Origin of the sequence: Sphingomonas sp. SORGH_AS_0789 (genome assembly GCF_031453055.1) — a bacterium.
Lineage (GTDB): Bacteria > Pseudomonadota > Alphaproteobacteria > Sphingomonadales > Sphingomonadaceae > Sphingomonas.
Window position 1 is genome coordinate 3,095,235 of record NZ_JAVIYV010000001.1, and the last position, 19,053, is coordinate 3,114,287.

At 67.5% G+C, this 19,053-nt stretch carries 24 protein-coding genes; 11 read left to right on the top strand and 13 right to left on the bottom strand.

Going from position 1 to position 19,053, the window contains the following annotated elements; translation table 11 throughout:
- The first annotated feature begins 147 nt into the window (after positions 1–147).
- From QE360_RS14170 to QE360_RS14180, 3 genes are all read left to right on the top strand, one after another.
- Positions 148–453 carry a DUF485 domain-containing protein gene (locus QE360_RS14170; RefSeq protein WP_309702485.1) on the top strand — a complete coding sequence of 102 codons (306 nt, stop codon included), beginning with the start codon at positions 148–150 and terminating at the stop codon, positions 451–453.
- Positions 450–2,153, top strand: a complete 1,704-nt coding sequence (locus tag QE360_RS14175; RefSeq protein WP_309702486.1) for a cation acetate symporter — start codon at positions 450–452, stop codon at positions 2,151–2,153. The genes QE360_RS14170 and QE360_RS14175 overlap by 4 nt, the downstream gene beginning before the upstream one ends.
- Before the next feature lie 100 nt (positions 2,154–2,253).
- Positions 2,254–2,421, top strand: coding sequence for a hypothetical protein (locus QE360_RS14180; protein ID WP_309702488.1), 168 nt, complete (start codon positions 2,254–2,256; stop codon positions 2,419–2,421).
- A gap of 24 nt (positions 2,422–2,445) precedes the next feature.
- Here QE360_RS14180 and QE360_RS14185 read toward each other — a convergent pair whose 3' ends face one another.
- Entirely contained in the window at positions 2,446–3,756 is a 1,311-nt protein-coding gene (locus tag QE360_RS14185; RefSeq protein WP_309702491.1) for an MFS transporter, read from the bottom strand.
- Positions 3,757–3,870: 114 nt separating this feature from the next.
- On the opposite strand from QE360_RS14185, the gene pgsA reads away from it, so the two are divergent.
- Genes pgsA through QE360_RS14200 form a run of 3 tightly spaced genes read left to right on the top strand, consistent with a single transcriptional unit; the run spans position 3,871 to position 5,122 of the window.
- Entirely contained in the window at positions 3,871–4,425 is a 555-nt protein-coding gene (gene pgsA, locus QE360_RS14190) for a CDP-diacylglycerol--glycerol-3-phosphate 3-phosphatidyltransferase (RefSeq protein ID WP_309702493.1), read from the top strand.
- Complete coding sequence (gene moaD / locus QE360_RS14195; protein ID WP_309702495.1) at positions 4,425–4,682, top strand: molybdopterin converting factor subunit 1; 258 nt, start codon at positions 4,425–4,427, stop codon at positions 4,680–4,682. Before pgsA ends, moaD begins: the two co-directional genes overlap by 1 nt.
- The gene (locus tag QE360_RS14200) at positions 4,679–5,122 is read left to right on the top strand and encodes a molybdenum cofactor biosynthesis protein MoaE (RefSeq protein ID WP_309702497.1); all 444 of its coding nucleotides are present in this window, start codon (positions 4,679–4,681) and stop codon (positions 5,120–5,122) included. The genes moaD and QE360_RS14200 overlap by 4 nt, the downstream gene beginning before the upstream one ends.
- A gap of 61 nt (positions 5,123–5,183) precedes the next feature.
- Here the strand turns inward: QE360_RS14200 and QE360_RS14205 are convergent, their stop codons facing one another.
- The 3 genes from QE360_RS14205 to QE360_RS14215 form a co-directional block, all read right to left on the bottom strand.
- The gene (locus QE360_RS14205; RefSeq protein ID WP_309702499.1) at positions 5,184–5,786 is read right to left on the bottom strand and encodes a fasciclin domain-containing protein; all 603 of its coding nucleotides are present in this window, start codon (positions 5,784–5,786) and stop codon (positions 5,184–5,186) included.
- Between the two features lie 113 nt (positions 5,787–5,899).
- Positions 5,900–6,526 (bottom strand): fasciclin domain-containing protein, encoded by a 627-nt coding sequence (locus QE360_RS14210; protein WP_309702501.1) that lies wholly within the window; start codon positions 6,524–6,526, stop codon positions 5,900–5,902.
- Between the two features lie 48 nt (positions 6,527–6,574).
- Complete coding sequence (locus QE360_RS14215; RefSeq protein ID WP_309702503.1) at positions 6,575–7,477, bottom strand: hydrogen peroxide-inducible genes activator; 903 nt, start codon at positions 7,475–7,477, stop codon at positions 6,575–6,577.
- A gap of 154 nt (positions 7,478–7,631) precedes the next feature.
- On the opposite strand from QE360_RS14215, the gene QE360_RS14220 reads away from it, so the two are divergent.
- Positions 7,632–8,177: a peroxiredoxin gene (locus QE360_RS14220; RefSeq protein WP_307098974.1), complete on the top strand. Its 546-nt coding sequence runs from the start codon at positions 7,632–7,634 to the stop codon at positions 8,175–8,177.
- Positions 8,178–8,298: 121 nt separating this feature from the next.
- On the top strand, positions 8,299–8,820 hold the full coding sequence (locus tag QE360_RS14225; RefSeq protein WP_307098971.1) for a carboxymuconolactone decarboxylase family protein: 522 nt from the start codon (positions 8,299–8,301) through the stop codon (positions 8,818–8,820).
- Between the two features lie 52 nt (positions 8,821–8,872).
- On the opposite strand, the gene QE360_RS14230 is transcribed toward QE360_RS14225, so the two are convergent.
- A complete protein-coding gene (locus tag QE360_RS14230; protein WP_373424624.1) occupies positions 8,873–9,640 on the bottom strand; it encodes a sulfite exporter TauE/SafE family protein in 768 nt (255 codons plus the stop codon).
- 151 nt (positions 9,641–9,791) lie between these two features.
- Here QE360_RS14230 and epsC point away from each other — a divergent pair, with 151 nt between their 5' ends.
- Both epsC and QE360_RS14240 read left to right on the top strand, forming a co-directional pair.
- Complete coding sequence (gene epsC, locus QE360_RS14235; protein WP_309695629.1) at positions 9,792–10,475, top strand: serine O-acetyltransferase EpsC; 684 nt, start codon at positions 9,792–9,794, stop codon at positions 10,473–10,475.
- Positions 10,475–10,807 (top strand): DUF2794 domain-containing protein, encoded by a 333-nt coding sequence (locus QE360_RS14240; protein WP_307098965.1) that lies wholly within the window; start codon positions 10,475–10,477, stop codon positions 10,805–10,807. The genes epsC and QE360_RS14240 overlap by 1 nt, the downstream gene beginning before the upstream one ends.
- A 70-nt stretch (positions 10,808–10,877) precedes the next feature.
- On the opposite strand, the gene QE360_RS14245 is transcribed toward QE360_RS14240, so the two are convergent.
- The 8 genes from QE360_RS14245 to QE360_RS14280 form a co-directional block, all read right to left on the bottom strand.
- A complete protein-coding gene (locus QE360_RS14245; protein ID WP_307098963.1) occupies positions 10,878–11,228 on the bottom strand; it encodes a hypothetical protein in 351 nt (116 codons plus the stop codon).
- Between the two features lie 112 nt (positions 11,229–11,340).
- Positions 11,341–12,033, bottom strand: coding sequence for a phosphate regulon transcriptional regulator PhoB (gene phoB / locus QE360_RS14250; RefSeq protein ID WP_307098960.1), 693 nt, complete (start codon positions 12,031–12,033; stop codon positions 11,341–11,343).
- Positions 12,034–12,046: 13 nt separating this feature from the next.
- On the bottom strand, positions 12,047–12,730 hold the full coding sequence (gene phoU, locus QE360_RS14255) for a phosphate signaling complex protein PhoU (protein WP_307098958.1): 684 nt from the start codon (positions 12,728–12,730) through the stop codon (positions 12,047–12,049).
- An 11-nt stretch (positions 12,731–12,741) separates the two neighbouring features.
- The gene (pstB, locus tag QE360_RS14260) at positions 12,742–13,503 is read right to left on the bottom strand and encodes a phosphate ABC transporter ATP-binding protein PstB (protein ID WP_307098956.1); all 762 of its coding nucleotides are present in this window, start codon (positions 13,501–13,503) and stop codon (positions 12,742–12,744) included.
- Positions 13,500–14,714 (bottom strand): phosphate ABC transporter permease PstA, encoded by a 1,215-nt coding sequence (pstA, locus tag QE360_RS14265; RefSeq protein WP_309702506.1) that lies wholly within the window; start codon positions 14,712–14,714, stop codon positions 13,500–13,502. The genes pstB and pstA overlap by 4 nt, the downstream gene beginning before the upstream one ends.
- A gap of 52 nt (positions 14,715–14,766) precedes the next feature.
- The gene (pstC, locus tag QE360_RS14270) at positions 14,767–16,143 is read right to left on the bottom strand and encodes a phosphate ABC transporter permease subunit PstC (RefSeq protein WP_309702509.1); all 1,377 of its coding nucleotides are present in this window, start codon (positions 16,141–16,143) and stop codon (positions 14,767–14,769) included.
- Positions 16,140–17,186 carry a substrate-binding domain-containing protein gene (locus QE360_RS14275; RefSeq protein WP_309704188.1) on the bottom strand — a complete coding sequence of 349 codons (1,047 nt, stop codon included), beginning with the start codon at positions 17,184–17,186 and terminating at the stop codon, positions 16,140–16,142. Before QE360_RS14275 ends, pstC begins: the two co-directional genes overlap by 4 nt.
- Before the next feature lie 72 nt (positions 17,187–17,258).
- Positions 17,259–18,548, bottom strand: a complete 1,290-nt coding sequence (locus tag QE360_RS14280) for an ATP-binding protein (protein WP_309702511.1) — start codon at positions 18,546–18,548, stop codon at positions 17,259–17,261.
- Between the two features lie 61 nt (positions 18,549–18,609).
- Here QE360_RS14280 and QE360_RS14285 point away from each other — a divergent pair, with 61 nt between their 5' ends.
- Entirely contained in the window at positions 18,610–19,053 is a 444-nt protein-coding gene (locus tag QE360_RS14285; protein ID WP_405052600.1) for a hypothetical protein, read from the top strand.

Below are 19,053 nucleotides of genomic sequence, written 5' to 3' on the forward strand. Positions count from 1 at the left end.
CCCTCTCCCCTCTACGAGGGGCGAGGGACGGAAAGGCATCGCTGCATGGCGATCAGTCCTGGCGCCATTCCCGCTTGACGCCGACCGGGGGGCGGGGGAGCATGGTCCCGACGCCGGACGCAATCGGCGCAGGGTTAGGAGAATGCCATGGAGGATGCCGCCAGCCGTCTGGCGCGTGACCCGCGCTATATCGCGCTCGTCCGCAAGCGAGGTCGTTTCACCACCATCCTGACGATCATCATGCTGATCGTCTATTTCGGCTTCGTCCTCACCATCGCCTTCGACAAGGCGCTTCTGGCCCGATCGATTTCGGGCGGCGCGACATCCTGGGGCATCCCGGTCGGGCTGGGGGTGATCGCGCTCGCGATCCTGCTGACCGGCCTGTATGTCTGGCGCGCCAATCGCGACTTCGATCCGGTGATCGATGCCCTGCGCACGGAGGAAAGGGCATGAGGGGGCGGGGGCTATGGCTCGCCGTGCCGTTGGCGCTGCTGCCCCTGTCGGCGGCGCATGCCCATGCGATCGGCCCGGCGGTGCAACAGGCGACCAACTGGACCGCGATCGGTATGTTCGCGGCCTTTGTCGCACTCACGCTGGCGATCACCCGCTGGGCGGCGCGGCGAACGCGCACGGCTTCGGACTTCTATACGGCGGGCGGCGGTATCACCGGCTTTCAGAACGGACTGGCGATCGCGGGCGACTTCATGTCGGCGGCGTCGTTCCTGGGTATCTCGGCGCAAATCTATGCCGATGGCTATGACGGGCTGATCTATTCGATCGGCTTTCTGGTCGGCTGGCCGATCCTGCTGTTCCTGATGGCCGAGCGGCTGCGCAATCTGGGGCGGTTCACCTTTGCCGATGTGGCGTCGTTCCGCTTTGCCCAGACTCCCGTGCGGATGGTCGCGGCCTGTTCGACCCTGATGGTCGTGCTGTTCTATCTGATAGCGCAGATGGTGGGGGCGGGGCAGCTGATCCGGCTGCTCTTCGGCCTGCCTTACGGCTATGCCGTGGTCATCGTCGGCGTGCTGATGACCTTCTACGTCCTGTTCGGCGGGATGACCGCGACGACCTGGGTGCAGATCGTCAAGGCGATGATGCTGCTCGGCGCGGCCAGCTTCATGGCGATCGCGGTGCTGGCGCGGTTCGGCTTCAGCCCGGAGGCGCTGTTCGCCCGTGCGGTCGAGGTCAAGACGGCGCTCGCCGCGCTGGCCGGGGCGGGGCCCGACGAGGCGGTGACGAAGGGCCGGGCGATCATGGGGCCGGGCGGGTTCATCAAGGACCCGATCTCCGCCATCTCGATCGGTGCGGCGCTGATGTTCGGGACGGCGGGCCTGCCCCACATTCTGATGCGCTTCTTCACCGTCCCCGATGCCAAGGCGGCGCGCAGCTCGGTGCTGTGGGCGACGGGGTGGATCGGCTATTTCTATATCCTGACCTTCGTCATCGGCTTTGGCGCGATCGTGCTGGTCGCCACCGACCCGGGCTTCCTCGACGCCGATGGCGCGCTTCGCGGCGGCAGCAACATGGCCGCAATCCATCTGGCGCAGGCGGTCGGCGGCAACCTGTTCCTGGGCTTCATCTCGGCGGTGGCGTTCGCGACGATCCTGGCGGTGGTCGCGGGGCTGACCCTGTCGGGCGCCTCGGCGGTCAGCCACGACCTTTATGCGACCGTCGTCAAGAAGGGGCAGGCGGATTCGGCTTCCGAGCTGCGCGTGTCGCGCATCACGGTGCTGGTGCTGGCGGTCGTCGCCATCCTGCTGGGCATCCTGTTCGAGAAGCAGAATGTCGCCTTCATGGTCAGCCTGGCCTTCGCGCTGGCGGCATCGGCCAATTTCCCGGTGCTGCTGCTGTCGCTGCTCTGGTCGGGATGCACGACGCGCGGCGTGGTCGTGGGCGGGGTGGTCGGCCTGTCGACCGCACTGGTGCTGACCATATTGTCGCCCGCCATCTGGGTGAAGGTGCTGGGTTATGACGCGCCGATCTTCCCTTATGGATCGCCGACCATCTTCTCGATGCCGCTGGCGTTCCTGACCATCTGGCTGGTGTCGATCACCGACCGCAGCGGCCGCGCGGCGGTCGACAAGGCGGGCTATCCGGCCCAGCGCATCCGGTCGGAAACCGGGATCGGCGCGGCGGCGGCGCACGATCACTGATCGAGCCTGTCCCCGCTGTCTTTAAATGGGGCAGCGGGGACGGTTCCGGCGCGGCATGGACCCGTGCCCGAATGGTCAACAAAACGTTAACATCCATGCCATGAGACGCCGCCTTGTCCTGGCCAACGAAGCCGCCCGTCACCCCTTCCGACGGTCGCTGCCGCCCGTGCCGCCCGCGCGCAGCCGCCGGGACGACGATCAGGACATTCGCCTGTTCGTGCTCAGCTTCACCGCCTTCTTCATCTGCTTCTACAGCTTCCTGTTCTGATCGGCCGCCGTCCGCCGGGCGGGATCAGCCCGGCTGGACGCACCCATCGTCGCACGCGCGGTGAAGCCGGAGCGCCAGCCAGGCGGAAACCAGGCACATGCCCGCCACGACGAACAGCATATTCTCCGGCGTGACGCCCATCGCGCTGATCCCGAAGACCACCACAGACCCGATCGTCATCGCAAAGCAGTTTACGATGTTGTTCGCCGCGACGGTGCGCGCGGTCTGGTCCTTTTCGACGGTGGTGGTCAGGAAGGCATAGAGCGGGACCACGAACATGCCGCCGGTTGTCGCGATGGCGAGCAAGGTGGCGAGGATGCCGATCGCGCGCGGTTCGGCGAGGAAGGCCTGCCAGCTATACAGCCCGCCATCGGGTGCCGGCGTCCAGTTGCGGCACAGGACCGAGAACAGGACGACGAACGCCCCCATCGCGATGACCGAGATCGGCGAGTAGCGCGCCGAAATCTCGCCCTTCAGCATCGTGTTGATGACCACCGATCCGATCGCCACCCCGACCGAGAAGATCGCGATGGCCAAGCTCGCCACCTCCTTGTCGGCGGTCAGCACATTCTTGACCAGCGGCGGGAAGACGATGATCAGCACCGCGCCGATCGTCCAGAAGAAGCTGATCGCGATGATGGCCAGGAACAGGCGGCGGATATGCAGCGTCGCCGAGATCAGCCGCCAGGATGCGGTGAAGGGGTTGTAGTTCAGCTTGAGCGGAGGCCCCTCGCGCGGGGCGGGGGGCACCTGCCGCCCGGTGAACCAGCCCAGCACCGCCACGACGATCACACCGCCCGCCGCCGCCTCGACCGGAATCCATCCGGCCGCGACGGTGCCCAGCAGGATCGCGAGATAGGTCCCCGCCTCGACCAGCCCGGTGCCGCCCAGAATATCGTCGGGCTCCAGATGCTGGGGCAGGATGGCGTATTTGATCGGCCCGAAAAAGGTCGAATGGACACCCAGCGCCAGCACCGTCCCCAGCATCAGCGCCAGCCCGATGGTGCTATGCCCCGACCTGGCGATCAGCAGGCCCGCCGCGCCGACCAGCATGATCCCGATCTCTACCGTCTTGACGATGCGGATGATCCGCGCCTTGTCATGGCTGTCCGCCAGCTGTCCCGACAATGCCGAGAGAAAGACGAAGGGAAGGATCGATGCCCCCGTCGCGGCAGCGTTGAAATAGGATTCCGACGTCGCATCGGTGAAGATCGCATAGGTCGCGAACAGCACCATCGAGGTCTTGAACAGATTGTCGTTGAAGGCGCCGAGAAACTGGGTGGCGAACAGCGGCAGGAACCGACGCCGCTTGAGAAGCCCGAGGGCATTGAGCATAACGAAAAATGGCCCGATCGTGGCAACAGAATGGCAGCAACATAACCATCCGGCGGGCCATCGCCAACCGCTTAAAGCGGTTTGTCATGGGCAGGCTTGTCGCTAGAAGGCCTTATGCTGACGCTGCCCAACCTGTTGACACTCTCGCGAATCCTGGCCGTGCCGCTTCTGGCCGGGCTGTTGTGGCAACCCGAATGGGCGCTGGGCTATGCCATCGCCTTCGCGCTCTACTGCCTGATGGGCATCACCGATTATTTCGACGGCTATCTCGCGCGGGCCAAGGGCACGGTGTCGAAGCTGGGCGTGTTCCTCGACCCCATCGCCGACAAGATCATGGTCGCCTCGGTGATCCTGGTGCTGGTCGCGGTGCAGGTGTTGAGCGGGATCAGCGTGGTCGCGGGCCTCGTCATCCTGTTGCGGGAAATCGCGGTGTCGGGCCTGCGCGAATTCCTGGCGCAGTTGCAGGTATCGGTGCCGGTGTCGCGGCTCGCCAAGTGGAAGACGACGTTGCAGTTGATCGCGCTGGGCGGCCTGATCCTGGGCGGGGCGCTGCCCGGATGGCCCTGGCTCCACCTGGCGGCGCTGGCCGCTTTATGGGGCGCGGCGGTGCTGACGCTCGTCACCGGATGGGACTATCTGCGCGTCGGCCTCAAGCATATGGACAGCTGATGCCGCTCACCATTCTCTATTTCGCCTGGGTCCGCGAACGGATCGGCCTGTCCGAAGAGACGGTCACCCCGCCGCCCGAGGTCGCGACCATGGCCGATCTGATCGGCTGGCTGGCGGCGCGGGGCGGGGGCTATGCCGAGGCGCTGGCCGAGCCGGAGCGGCTGCGAGCGGCGGTGGACCAGAATTTCGTCGGCCTCGATACGGCGATCGGTCGAGCGCGCGAGGTCGCGATCTTCCCGCCGGTGACCGGCGGATGATCCGGATTCTCGTATCGCACGATCCCATCGACCTGGCGGCCGAGGCGGCACACGTCGAGCAGGCGGAGGTGGGCGCGGTCGCCAGCTTTTGCGGTCTGGTCCGTGCGGACGACGGGGTCGACCGGCTCGAACTCGAACATTATCCCGGCGCGACCGAGGCCGCGCTGGACAGGATCGCCCATCTCGCCAAGGCGCGGTGGTCGTTGCAGGCGGCCACCATCGTCCACCGCGTCGGGCCGATGCAGCCGGGCGAGCGGATCGTCTTCGTCGCGGCGGCGGCCCCGCATCGGCGCGATGCGCTGGACGCCTGCGCCTATCTGATCGACCGGCTCAAGACCGATGCGCCGTTCTGGAAACGCGAGACGCGGGGGGCGGACGCCCGCTGGGTCGAGGCGCGCGACAGCGACGGGGCGGCCGCCGCGCGCTGGGACGACATCTGATCCGACACGAAAAAGGCGGAGCCGCAGCCCCGCCTTTCCGATCGTCCCCGAGGGGGAGGGATCAGCCGATCTTCGGGACGCTGATGCCGTTGGTCAGATGGACGACGCCGTTGGTCGCGGCCACGTCCGCCTTGTCGACATAGGCCTTCTGGCCGTTCACGTCGGTCAGCATGACATTGCCGTTGGGGCCCAACTGCGCGGTCAGCGGCTGTCCGGCGAGCGTCGTCAGCGTCGCGGTGCCGTTGCCTGCGGCGATCTGCTGCTTCAATTGCTCGGCGGTCAGCTTGCCCGAGACGACGTGATATTTCAGGATCGTGGTCAGCGCCGCCTTGTTTGCGGGCTGGCTCAGCGTGTCGAGCGCGCCCGCGGGCATGCGACTGAACGCCTCGTCGCTGGGGGCGAAGACGGTGAAGGGGCCGGGGCCCGACAGATCGGCGGCCAGACCCGCCGTCGTGACCAGCTTGGCCAGCGTGCTGCGGTCGGGCGTGGCGGCGAGGACCTGAACGACGGTGCCGGTCGCGGCCGGGGTGGCCGGAGCGGGCTGGGCCGGGGCCTGGGCGGGGGCCGTGGCCGTCGGCGCGGTCTGGGCCGTCTGGGCGGTGGCGGCGGTGCCCGCAGCGACCAGCGCGGTGGCGGACATCAGAATGGCAAAGGTCTTCGTCATGAAAGCATATTCCCGTCTATGGGCGGCGGAGCACACATAGGGGCCCACGCCGCGTGGAAGGGCAGGACATCCGAACCGGTTGCGAAACGGACGTCCCGTCGAGGGTAACGCACTTAATCCAGTTTTGGCACCAACACACCGTTCACGATGTGGATCATGCCATTGGCCTGACGCATGTCGCCCGCCTCGATATAGCTCTTGTTCCCGCCGCCATCGGTCAGGGTGATGACCGACTGGGTCATGCTGAGGGTCAGCGGTTCGCCCTGCGCCGTCATCAGCGTGGCGGTCCCGCCGCCCGCCGCGATACGCCGTTGCAGCTCAGTCACCGTCACCACCCCCGGCACCATATGATAGCGCAGCACGCGGACCAGCGAAGCCTGGTTGGCGGGTTGGAGCAGCTGCGCCTCGACACCGGGGGCGAGCCGCCCGAACGCCGCATTGGTCGGCGCGAACAGCGTGAAGGGGCCGGGGCCCGCCAGCGTGGTCGAGAGCGAGGCCGCGCGGATCGCCGCGACCAGCGACGAGAGCGACGGCGTCGCGGCGGCATTGTCCAGGATGGTGCGGGTCGGCGCCATCGGCCGGTCGGCGACGAAGGGCGCTTCCTGCGCGGGCGCCGTGACCGCCGTGGCGGAGGGGGCGGCGGGCGCCTCTCGCTCGTCCCGTCCCCGCCCGCAGGCGCCCAGCATCACCAGGGCCGCGATCGGCAGGGCCGCCAGCATGCGCTTCGCTGGATGGGTCATGGGCCAAAACTCCTTTGCAAATCGATGGGTGTCGATGAACGCGATCGATCAGGCCGCTTCCGCCAGCACTTGGGCGAGCAGCCGGAAATCCTTCTCGCGCGGGCTCGCCCGGCGCCAGACCAGCGCGATCTTGCGCATGGCATTGTCGGCATCGAGCGGCCGCGCGGTGATGTTGGTATTGTCGAGGATACCCGACCGCAGCGCCATTTCGGGCAGCATCGTCATGCCCAGCCCATTGTCCACCATCTGCACGATGGTGTGGAGCGAGGTGCCCAGCATCGTCGCCTCGGCCCGCAGCTCGGGGCGATTGCACGCCGCGAGCGCATGATCCTTGAGGCAATGCCCGTCCTCGAGCAGCAACAGCCGGTTCTCGTCGATCGCCGACGCCGGGAAGGCGGGCGGCGGGCTGTGATCCTCGTCGGTCGGAAAGGCGACGAACAGCCGGTCGTCGAACAGCGGCTCGGCGGTCACCTCGCCACAGGCGAAGGGCAGGGCGAGCAGCACGCAATCGGTGCGGCCATTGTGCAGCCGCTCGCAGGCGGGGCCGCTGGGCTCCTCGCGCAGGAACAGCTTCAGGTCGGGAAAGTCGCGGCGGAGCCGGGGCAGGATGCGCGGCAGCATGAAGGGCGCGATGGTCGGGATGACCGACATGCGCATCTCGCCCGACAGCGGACGCCCGGCGGCGCGCGCCATGTCGCCCAGCTCGTCCGCCTCGCGCAGCACCCGGCGCGCCTTGTCGGCGATCCGCTCGCCCAGCGGGGTGAAGCGCACCACGCGCCGGGTCCGCTCGACCAACGTCACGCCGATCAGCGTTTCCAGCTCGCGCAAGCCCGCGGACAGGGTCGACTGGGTCACGAAGCAGGCGTCGGCGGCCCGGCCGAAATGGCCATGGTCCTGCAAGGCCACGAGATATTGAAGCTGTTTCAGGGTCGGTAGATAGGTCGCGGCCATTGATCGTCTCAGTCGATTGCCATGTGACAAATAGCTTGTTGGATCAAAGGCGCCAGTCCCCATATCCGTCGGTACAACGAATACAGGCGGTCGAACCGCTGATCGCACGAGAGGATGGCTGGAGCCGAATTTCTAGAGAAGGAGGCACATTGCCATGTTGACCGTTGGAGACAAGCTCCCCGCATTCACCGTTCCCGTCCAGCAGGGCACCAGCGCGTTGCCCGCCGGCGAGACGATCAGCGACACGTCGTATGAGGGCAAGTGGAAGGTCCTGTTCTACTGGCCGAAGGACTTCACCTTCGTCTGCCCGACCGAGATCGTCGGCTATTCCGAGCTGAAGGGCGATTTCGAGGATCGCGACGCCGTGCTGATCGGCGCGTCGACCGACACCGCGCACGTCCACCTGGCATGGCGCAAGTCGGACCCGGATCTGGCCGCGGCCGATTTCCCCTGGATTGCGGACAATGGCCGCGTGCTCGCCGACGCGCTGGGCATCGTCGACAAGAATGAGCATGTCGCCTACCGCGCGACTTTCATCATCGACCCCGACAATGTCATCCAGCACGTCACGATCAACGGCCTGAACGTCGGCCGCAACCCGGCCGAGACGCTGCGTGTCCTCGACGCGCTGCAGACCGACGAGCTGTGCCCGTGCAACTGGAACAAGGGCGACGACGTCCTCCAGCTCGCGGCCGAGTAATCTTCGCGTCGGGGGAAGGCATCGTCCCCCGGCCCATCTTTCAGGCGCCCCGGCGAGGGTCGTCGGTCCCATGCGATCGACGGCCCGGACTGGGGCGTCGCATATCTGGAGCATTCCATCCATGTCGCTCAAGGAATTTGCCGGGCAGCTGCCCGATTTCGCCAAGGACATCCGCCTGAACGTCGGCTCGCTGATCAACGAGCCGGTGCTGAACGACCAGCGCAAATACGGCCTGCTGCTCGCCTGTGCGCATGGCTCGGGCCACAAGCCGCTGGTCGAGGCGGCGGAAGCCGAATGCGCCCCCAAGCTGTCGGCCGAGGCGGCCAATGCGGCGCGCGCGGCCGCCGCGGTGATGGCGATGAACAATGTCTATTACCGCTTCACGCACCTGGCCGGGAACCAGGAATATCGCAACATGCCCGCCAAGCTGCGCATGAACGTGATCGGCGCGCCGGGCATCGACAAGATCGATTTCGAGCTGTTCAGCCTCGCGGTGTCGGCGATGAACGGCTGCGGCATGTGCATCGATGCGCATGAGGCGGTGCTGAAGAAGGCGGGCGTCACGGCGGAGGTCATCCAGACCTCGGTCCGTATCGCGGCGGTGATGCAGGCGGTGGCGACCGTCCACGCGGCGATCGCCTAACTTGGCGATGGGGCGCGCCGGCATTGGCCGGGCGCCCCATCGCTCTTGCTGGTCAGCCCTTCATGGCCTGATAGAAACCCCAAAGGCTGGTCAGGGTCAGGATGACGCCGACCAGCGTCAGCAAGACCCGCGCGGGAACGCGCTTGGCCAGCATCGCGCCGAACGGCGCGGCGCAGATGCCGCCGATCAGCAGCCCGACCGTCGCCATGGTGAAGGCCTCCCAACCCAGCTGGGTGATGAAGGTCGCCGAAATCGTCGCGGTCAGGAAGAATTCGGCGGTGTTGACCGTCCCGATCGTCGTCCGCGGGGCCGCGCCCTGGGCCAGCAGGTTGGAGGTCACGACTGGCCCCCATCCGCCGCCGCCCGCCGCATCGAGAAACCCGCCGAGAAAGCCCAGCGGTTCGACCACCTTCGGCTCGCGGCTATGCGCCTTGTGCCGCCAGGCACGGATCAGGAGATAGATGCCGATCGCGGTCAGATAGGCTAGGATGAACGGCTTCACCACCGCCGCATCGATATTGGACAGGACATAGGCGCCCAGCGCGCCGCCGATGACGCCCGGGATCATCAGCCGCAGGAACAGCCGCCAGTTGACGTTGCGATGCACCGCATGGCTGATCCCCGATACGGCGGTCGTGAAGGTCTCGACGCTGTGGACTCCCGCCGACGCGGCCGCCGGGGGCACGCCCAGGCTGATCAGCAGGGTATTGGAAATCACCCCGAACGCCATGCCCAAAGCGCCATCGACCACCTGGGCGGCAAATCCGACGCCGATAAAGGGCAGGATATGGATCCATTCGCTACTGGTCGGGTCCATCATCTCTCCTTACCCTGTGACGCCCGGCCCATGCCGTGCCCGAAGCGTGGCTGCAACAAAGATAGACTTTGTCGCGTCCGCCAAGGTTCCACGCCTATCTGGAATTCAGGAAAAGCCGTGCTTAAATGCCGGTATCGCATCTGGGGACATGCTCATGCCGAGCCGATTGGCCGCTTATCTCGATTCGATCCGGGCTCGTGACCCCGCTCCGCACTCGCGTGCCGAGATCCTGCTCTATCCGGGCGTCTGGGCCCTGGCGGGGCACCGGGTGGCGCATCGGCTTTACCGGTCGCGCGCCTTCTTCCTCGCGCGGCTGGTCAACCATTTCACGCGCTTCCTGACCGCGATCGACATCCATCCGGGTGCGAAGATCGGGCGGAATTTCTTCATCGACCATGGCTTCGTCGTAATCGGCGAGACGGCCGAGATCGGTGACGACGTCACCATCTATCAATGCGTGACGCTAGGCGGGACCAGCCCCGACAATGGCGTGGCGGGCAAGCGGCATCCGACCCTGATGGACGGTTCGATCGTCGGATCGGGCGCGCAGGTGCTCGGCCCGATCACGATCGGCCCGCGCGCACGGGTGGGGGCCAATGCGGTCGTCACCCGCGACGTGCCCGAGGGCGCGGTGATGGTCGGCATTCCGGCAAGGCCGACAATGGTCGAGGGCGGCGCGGCGCCCGAGAAGCGCTTCGTCCCCTATGGCACGCCCTGTTCGGAGGTGTTCGACCCCCAGACCCAGAAGATCGAGATGCTGCGGTGCGAGCTGGACACGCTGCGGCGACAGCTCGACACGTTGCTGGCCGAACAGAATATCGAGCGCGACCGCGCCTGATGGGGATCGTCCCGTTTCCCAAGGCACCGGGGCAGGTGGGGTTCGAGCGTGCCGAGCTGAACCGCATCCTCGACCTGTATGGCCGGATGGTCGCGGCGGGACACTGGCGCGACTATGCGATGGATCTGGGGCGCGACGCCGCGATCTTCTCGGCCTTTCGGCGCACCGCCGAGCGGCCGGAATATCGTATCGAGAAGCGCCCGGCGCTGCGCAACCGCCAGGGCATGTGGGCGCTGATCGGCGAGGCCGGGGCGGTGCTGAAGCGGGGGCATGAGCTGGGGCCGGTGCTGGCGCCGGTCGAGCGCCGCCTGATGAAGCTGGTCGAGGAATAGCCGCTCCGACAGCAAAACGCCGACCCTCGCGAGAGGATCGGCGCTTCGTCGGAGCAATCGGGTCAGGCGATCACTTGCCGCCGCGCTGGCGACACTGGTCGAACTGGCCCTTCTTGCAGATCGGATAGCTCTTCAGCGCGGCCGGGGCCGGATAGGCCTGTTCGGGGCTCGGCGCCTGCTTGAAGATGACCGGCACGCCGGGGGCGGGGGGCGACGCCATCGGCGGCTGCGCGGGCTGATAGCCGCCCGGCGTCTCCGTCCCGGCCGAGGCACTGGCCTGCATCGAGGCGTCGGCCGACGCGGTGGTGCCGGTCTGTCCGGTGCTGGCACCGGCCTGGGCCGTGGCGTCTGCCTGGGTGGTCGTCTGGGCGAGGGCGGGGGCTGCCATCAGCGTGGCGGCCGCCAGAATTACGAGCTTCATGCGAATCTCCTGTTCAGAAGCGCAAGTGCGTTAGCGCGGTGGATTGAACGCCCCACCCGCGACTTGGCTCCATCGTTTCGCACCCGGCCCAATTCTGACGGCCCGTTCACGTTCAGCCCCCGGCGTCGAGCGAATAGCCCGCCGAACGCACGGTGCGGATGATATCGGGCCGGTCGCCGACATTGATCGCCTTTCGCAGACGGCGGATATGGACGTCGACCGTCCGGCTCTCGATATCCGAATCGTGACCCCATACCGCGTCGAGCAGTCGCTCGCGCGAGAAGACCCAGCCGGGATGCTCCAGGAAGTGCTTCAGGAGGCGGAACTCGGTCGGCCCGAGCGAGACGACCTCGCCCGCGCGGCGGACCTTGTGGCCGACCGTGTCCATCTCGATATCGGCATAGGTCAGCGCCTCGCCCGCCAGCGCCGGGCGGACGCGGCGCAGCACCGCGCCGACGCGCGCGACCAGCTCGCGCGGGGAGAAGGGCTTGGTGACATAATCGTCCGCGCCCGTCTCCAGCCCGCGCACCCGGTCCTCTTCCTCGCCGCGCGCGGTCAGCATGATGATCGGCACGTTCGCGGTCTCGGGCGAACGGCGCAGGCGGCGGCAGACCTCGATCCCCGAAATCCCCTCGACCATCCAGTCGAGCAGGACGATGTCGGGCGTGCTCTCGCGCGCCAGCAACAGCGCCTCCTCGCCGTCGGGCGTATGGGCGACCTCGAAATCCTCGCGCTTGAAATGGAAGACGAGCAGTTCCGCCAGCGCGGCATCGTCTTCGACCAGCAACATCTTTACCCGTGCCATGGTGCCTGTTCCCTCAAGAAGGCCAAGTACCGCCGCGATCCCGCTCACCCATCTGGGTACCGGTGGCGGCGAAATAGACCATCTCCGCGACGTTCGTCGCATGGTCGCCGATGCGTTCGAGATTCTTGGCGATGAACAGCAGGTGCGCGACCTGTCCGATCGTCTTGGGATTCTCGACCATATGGGTGACGAGCGTGCGGAAGATGGAATCGTAGAAATCGTCGAGTGCGTTGTCGCTGTCGCGGACCCGGACCGCCGCCTCGGCATCGCGCGCGGCAAAGGCGTCGAGCACGTCATGGACCATCGCCGAGGCGATCTTGGCCATGGCGGGCAGGATGGAGACGGGCTCGATCCGGTCCTCGCTCTCGATCATCGGCACGCGCTTGGCGATGTTCTTGGCATAGTCGCCGATCCGCTCGACGACGCTGGCGATCTTCAGCGCGGCGACGACCTCGCGCAGGTCGTTGGCCATCGGCGCGCGCAGCGCGATGGTGCGCACCGCCAGCCGCTCGACCTCCGCTTCGATCAGGTCGATCGCCTTGTCGTCCTCGCGGACTTTCCGCGCCAGTTCCAGGTCGGAGCGTTGCAGCGCGCGGATCGCATTGGCGATCGCTTCCTCGGCCAATCCGCCCATCTGGCTGATCAGCCCGCGCAAGCGGCCGATATCGTTGTCGAATGCCTTTACGGTGTGGTCCATGATCCTCGTCCTCAGCCGTAACGGCCGGTAATATAGTCCTTCGTCCGCTCTTCCTTCGGGTTCGTGAAGATGTCGGACGTCTTCCCGTACTCGACGAGCGTGCCGAGATGGAAAAAGGCGGTGCGCTGCGACACGCGGGCCGCCTGTTGCATGTTGTGGGTGACGATCGCGATGGCGTAGCGGCCGCGAAGGTCGTGGATCAGCTCCTCGATCCGCGCGGTCGCGATCGGGTCGAGCGCGCTGCACGGCTCGTCCATCAGGATCACCTCGGGGTCGACCGCGATGGCGCGCGCGATGCACAGACGCTGCTGCTGCCCGCCCGACAGCGCGGTGCCGCTTTCCGACAGCCGGTCCTTCACCTCGTTCCAAAGCCCGGCACGGGTCAGCGAGCGCTCCACGATCATATCGAGTTCGCCGCGTGACGCGGCCAGTCCGTGGATGCGCGGACCATAGGCGACATTCTCGTAGATCGACTTGGGAAAGGGGTTGGGCTTCTGGAACACCATGCCGACGCGGGCGCGCAACTGCACCACGTCCATCTCGGGCGCATAGATGTCCTGCCCGTCCAGCCGCACGTCCCCCGACACCCGCGCCGAGGGGATGGTGTCGTTCATCCGGTTGAGCGTGCGCAGGAAGGTCGACTTGCCGCAGCCCGACGGGCCGATAAAGGCGATGACGTGATCCCGTTCGACATCGATCGAAATGTCGTGGATCGCCTGCTTGGCGCCGTAGGACACGCTGACGTTGCGCGCGGTTATCTTGGGAATGCTCACCAGCGTGTCTCGAACCGATTGCGGAGGTAAATGGCCAGCCCGTTCATCGCGAGCAGGAAGACAAGCAGAACGATGATCGCCGCCGAGGTCTTTTCGATGAAGCCGCGATCAACCTGATCGGACCACAGGAAGATCTGCACCGGCAGCACCGTCGCCGGATCGGTCAGCCCCTGCGGCGGCGCGGCGATGAAGGCGCGCATGCCGATCATCAGCAGCGGCGCGGTTTCGCCCAGCGCGCGGGCCATGCCGATGATCGTGCCGGTCAGGATGCCGGGCAGCGCGAGCGGCAGGACATGGTGAAAGATCACCTGCACCCGCGAGGCGCCGATCGCCAGCGCCGCGTCGCGGATCGACGGCGGCACCGCCTTGATCGCGTTGCGCCCTGCGATCACGATGACCGGCATCGTCATCAGCGCCAGCGTCAGCCCGCCGACGAGGGGAGCCGAACGCGGCAGGCCGAACGTGCCCAGGAACACCGCCAGCCCCAGCAAGCCGAAGATGATCGACGGGACCGCCGCAAGATTGTTGATCGACACCTCGATCAGGTCGGTCCAGCGATTCTTCGGCGCATACTCCTCCAGATAGAGCGCGGCGAGCACGCCGATCGGGAAGGCCAGCGCCAGCGTGACCAGCATGGTCAGCAGCGATCCCTTGGCCGCGCCCCAGATGCCGACGCGGGTCGGATCGGTCGCATCGGCGTCGGTCAGGAAGGTCAGGTTCCACCCGGTCGACAGGACGCCGCGGGCCTTGAGCCGCGCGACCACCGCCTCGGCCTCGGGCGTGCCTTCGCCCTTGGCCGCGACGTCATAGGCGCTGGCGACGGGCAGCGAGAAGCGCGTGGTGCCGCGCAACAGGGTCGGGTCCGCCTTGACCGCATCGCGCACCACGATCCACGCACCCGGCGACAACAGGTCGGTGCCGTCGGCGCCGAAGGCCAGGGTCGCCGCGCCGTCGACCGCATGCTCCAGCCCTGCACCCGCCAGCGCGAGGTCGGCACCGCGCCCCTTCAGCCGCGCGGGCTCGACCGGCAGTTCGGCGGCGGCCAGGTCGACGGGCAGGGTGACGCGCGTCTGGGTAAAGCCGCCAATCCCCTGCGCCACCATCGTGATCAGCAGAAAGGCCAGGAACGCCGCCGACAGGGCGACCGCCGCCATGCCGATCAACCGGAACCGCCGCTCCGCCGCATAGCGACGGCGCAGGCGGCGCGTCATGGCGGGGCTGTTCCAGATGGTGGGGGCGTCGTCCGCCGGGGAAGGGGGCGGGCTATTCATAGGTTTCCCGGTAACGCTTCACCACGCTCAGCGCGATGATGTTGAGGAGCAGCGTGATGACGAACAGCGTCAGCCCCAGCGCGAAGGCGGCGAGCGTCTTGGGGCTGTCGAACTCCGCCTCACCGGTCAGCAGGTCGACGATCTGGCGGGTGACGGTCGTGGTGCTGGCAAAGGGATTGGCGGTCAGGGTCGCAACCCCGCTTGCCGCCATGACGACGATCATCGTCTCGCCGATCGCGCGGCTGACCGCCAGCAGGACGCCGCCGACTACGCCGGGCAGGGCGGCGGGCAGCATGACGCGGGTGATCGTCTCGGATGGGGTCGCTCCCATCGCCAGGCTGCCGTCGCGCATCGAATCGGGCACCGCCGCCAGGCTGTCGTCGGCCATGGACGAGACGAAGGGGATGATCATCACCCCCATGACCAGCCCGGCGGCCAGCGCGCTTTCCGACGATGCCCATTCGATGCCGATCGACACCGCGAACTGGCGGACGGCGGGCGCGACGATCAGCGCGGCGAAATAGCCATAGACGACGGTCGGGATGCCCGCGAGCACCTCCAGCACCGGCTTCATGATCCGACGTGCGCGCGGCTGGGCATATTGGGTCAGGTAGATGGCGCTCATCAGCCCGAACGGAATGGCCACCGCCATCGCGATCACCGCGCCGATGAAGAACGTCCCCCAGAACAACGGCACCGCGCCCAGCGACGCGCCCGGATCGCGCGGGTCGATGACCTGCGGGCTCCAATGCGTGCCGAACAGGAAGTCGGTGATCGGCACCACCGAAAAGAAGCGCCCGGCCTCGTACAGCAGCGAGGCGACGATCCCGGCGGTCGTCAGGATCGCTATGAGCGAGGCGCCGAGCAGCAGCCCCAGCACCACCCGCTCGATCCGCGTCCGCGCCGAAAAGTCGGGCCGGACCCGCAGATAGGCATAGGCGCCGCCCGCCAGCGCGAGCAGCAGTACGATGGCGGTCGCGATCCAGTCGATGCGCGTCTGGGCGGTCGCGTAAGCGGGGGCCAGGGTGCGCGAAAGCGTATGGAAGGCCCCGTGCGCCTGTCCGGCGGCCAGCGCCCGCGCTTCGGACAGGATCGCTGCCCGCTCGAAGCCCGGCGGCGGCAAGCGTCCGGCGGCGGGCGTGCCCAGCACCATATCGGTGACGAGCGCGGGCGAGGTCGCAGCCCAGACCGCCAGGAAGATCAGCGGCGGCGCGGCGGTCCACAGCGCGACATACCAGCCATGATGATGCGGCAGCGAGCGGACCCGTCCGCCCGTCCGCCGCCGAAAGCCGAGCGCGCGCATCCGCGTGGTCGCCCAGGCGATGACACCCAATCCGACGATCAGGACCAGAAGGATGACGCCGTTCATGACGGCAGGGTCGCCGGATCGAGGGCGGTCTCGTTCGCGATGATCGACCGCGCCCGTGCCTGGACCCCGGCGGGCGCCGCAATCAGCCCACGCCGGACCAGCGGCCCGCCACGCCCCCAATTGGCGGCATAGAGCGACAGGAACTGGCGCAGCCCCGGAATGGCATCGAGATGCGCCTTCTTGACGTAGAGATAGAGCAGCCGCGAACCCGGATAACGGTCGGCGGCGATCGCCTCATAGCTGGGGGCGATGCCGTCGATCGCCACCCCGTTCACCGTATTGCGGTTTTCCTCGAGATAGGAATAGCCGAACACGCCCAGCGCATCGGGGTTGGATTGCAGCTTCTGGACGATCAGATTGTCGTTCTCGCCCGCATCGATATAGGCGCCGTCGTCGCGGACGCGGGTGCAGAGCAGGCGATGGGCATCGGGATCGCGATGCGCCAGCGCCGCCGCGCCCGGTTCGACCGCATCGCACCCGCGCATCAGGATCAACTCGGCCAGCGCGTCGCGCGTGCCGCTGGTCGCGGGCGGACCATAGACCTGGATCGGAATGGCGGGCAGGGCGGGATTGACGTCATGCCAGGTCCGCGCCGTATTGGGCCGCCCGCCGGGATGCGCCGCGAGCGCCCGGTAGAGGTCGACGGTGCTCAGCGCCATGCGCGGCCCGCGCTTCGATTCGGCAAAGGCGATGCCGTCGATGCCGATGGGAATCTCTAGCAGCGCGGCCGCGCCATGCGCGGCGCAATCGCGATATTCGGCGGCCTTCATCCGGCGCGAGGCGTTTTCGATATCGGGATGCGCTGCACCGATCCCGGCGCAGAACAGCTTCATGCCCGCGCCCGTGCCCGTCGACTCGATCACCGGCGCCTTGGCGTCGGGATCGGCGGTGACGAAACGCTCGGCGATGATGGTCGTGAAGGGATAGACGGTGGAGGAGCCGACCGCCGTGATCTGATCCCGCACGCCCGCGCCGCCGCCATTGGCCTGATCGTGACAGGCCGCCAGCGCGACGATCGCGGCGAGAAGGCAGGGCAGGCGCATCATGATCCTTGAACACACCGGAACGGGTGTGGGCCGGCGCTGCCACGCCCACCGGACCTCCGTGTGACATTTCTATTGCGGTTTTGTGACAGCGCCCTCGGAAACGGGTTTCTCGCTGGATTTTATCGGGGGCAGGCGGACGGTGACGGTCGTGCCCACCCCGACCTCGCTGGCGATATCCAGCCGTCCGCGATGCCGCTCGACGATATGCTTGACGATCGCGAGCCCCAGTCCGGTGCCGCCGATGCTGCGGCTCCGCCCCGAATCGACGCGGTAGAAACGCTCGGTCAGGCGGGGGATATGCCCCGGCGCGATGCCCTCGCCCCGATCGGCCACCGTCAGGCGCAGCATGGGCCCGTCGCAGTCCAGCGTGACGCGCACCGGGGTTTCGGCGCGCCCATATTTCATCGCATTGCCGATCAGATTGTGGAGCATCTGCGACAATTGCGCGCGGTCGCCCGCGATCGGCGGCAATCCCTCGGCCACGTCGCAGCCGATGTCCTCGGCCCGAGGCGAGCCGGAGTCGAGAAACTCGTCCCAGACATGCTGGACCAGGTCGGCCATGGCGACCGGCTGGGCGGGCTGGCGATATTTGTCGGCCTCGATCCGGCTGAGCGAGATCAGGTCCTCGACCAGCCGCTGCATCCGGCGCGCCTCGTCGAACATCACCTTCAGGAACCGCGCGCGAATTTCGGCATCCTCGCCCGCCTCATCGCCCAGCGTCTCGATGAACCCCAGGATCGAGGCGAGGGGGGTCCGCAGTTCGTGGCTGGCATTGGCGACGAAATCGACACGCATCCGCTCGGCGGCGTCGTGCGCGGTCTGGTCGATCAGATGGACGATCCGCTGCCCGCCGCTGGTGTCGGCGAGCCGCATCTCCCAGCGATGGTCGAGCGAGCCGAGCCCGACGAGCGAAATGGGATGGTCGGGGGCGGTCGCGCCCGGAGCCATCAACCGCTCGGCGGCGGCGGGATGGCGGATGGCGATCCGCGCATCCTCACCGACGATATGCGCGCCCAGCAGCGTGCGGGCGGCGCGGTTGGCCAGCGTCACCCGGCCGCGTTCGATCAGCAGCACCGGCTCGACGATTGCATCCAGCGCCTCGGTCAGCAGGGGGGACAGCGTATCGCCGTCCTCGACCTGCCTGTCGTCCTCTTCCGCGTCGGTCGCCTCGCCCTCGCTCGCGACCAGCGCGGCGGCGATCCCGCCGACCAGCGTGATGATCGCGGGCCCCGGCCCGGCGGTCAGGAACACCACGACCGCAGCGACCACCGCCACCACGATGCCCCACAAGGTGCGAATGCCGAATCCCATGATGTCGCCGATGTAGCGGGCGCGGGTCGCCCTGTCTTCCCGCAACATCCGCCCTCTCCCGATGCGGGGCAGGCGGGATCGCACAGGTGCTTGTCGCGAAAGCGCGAATATGGGACATCCGCTTCACATGGACGAGACGACCCAGCCCTACCGAACCGACGATGACGGCCCCGAGCCGTCGCGTGCCGCCACATCCAGCCGCCGCGCGCTGATGCTGGGGGCGATCGGGGCGAGCACGGTGGTCGCGATCCGCCCCGCGCTGGCGCAGACGACGGGCTCGGTGCTGAACTGCCAGATCCCCGTTCCCGATCCTGGGCGCGCGGGCAGCTATATCGCGCGTGACGGATCCACCGTGCCGGCGCGCACGCAGGGCTCGTTCGCGCCCCCCAGCCGGCCCTATACCGGCGAGGAAGTGAAGCGCGCCCTGCAGGGTGGCCAACTCCCCAATTCCAACTCGCTCAGCAACCGGGCCTATCTCAACTATATCCGCCGATTGCAGCGGGGGCAGGGCGGCTTTACCTGCTATGCCTCGCTCCAGATGCCGGGCGGCTGA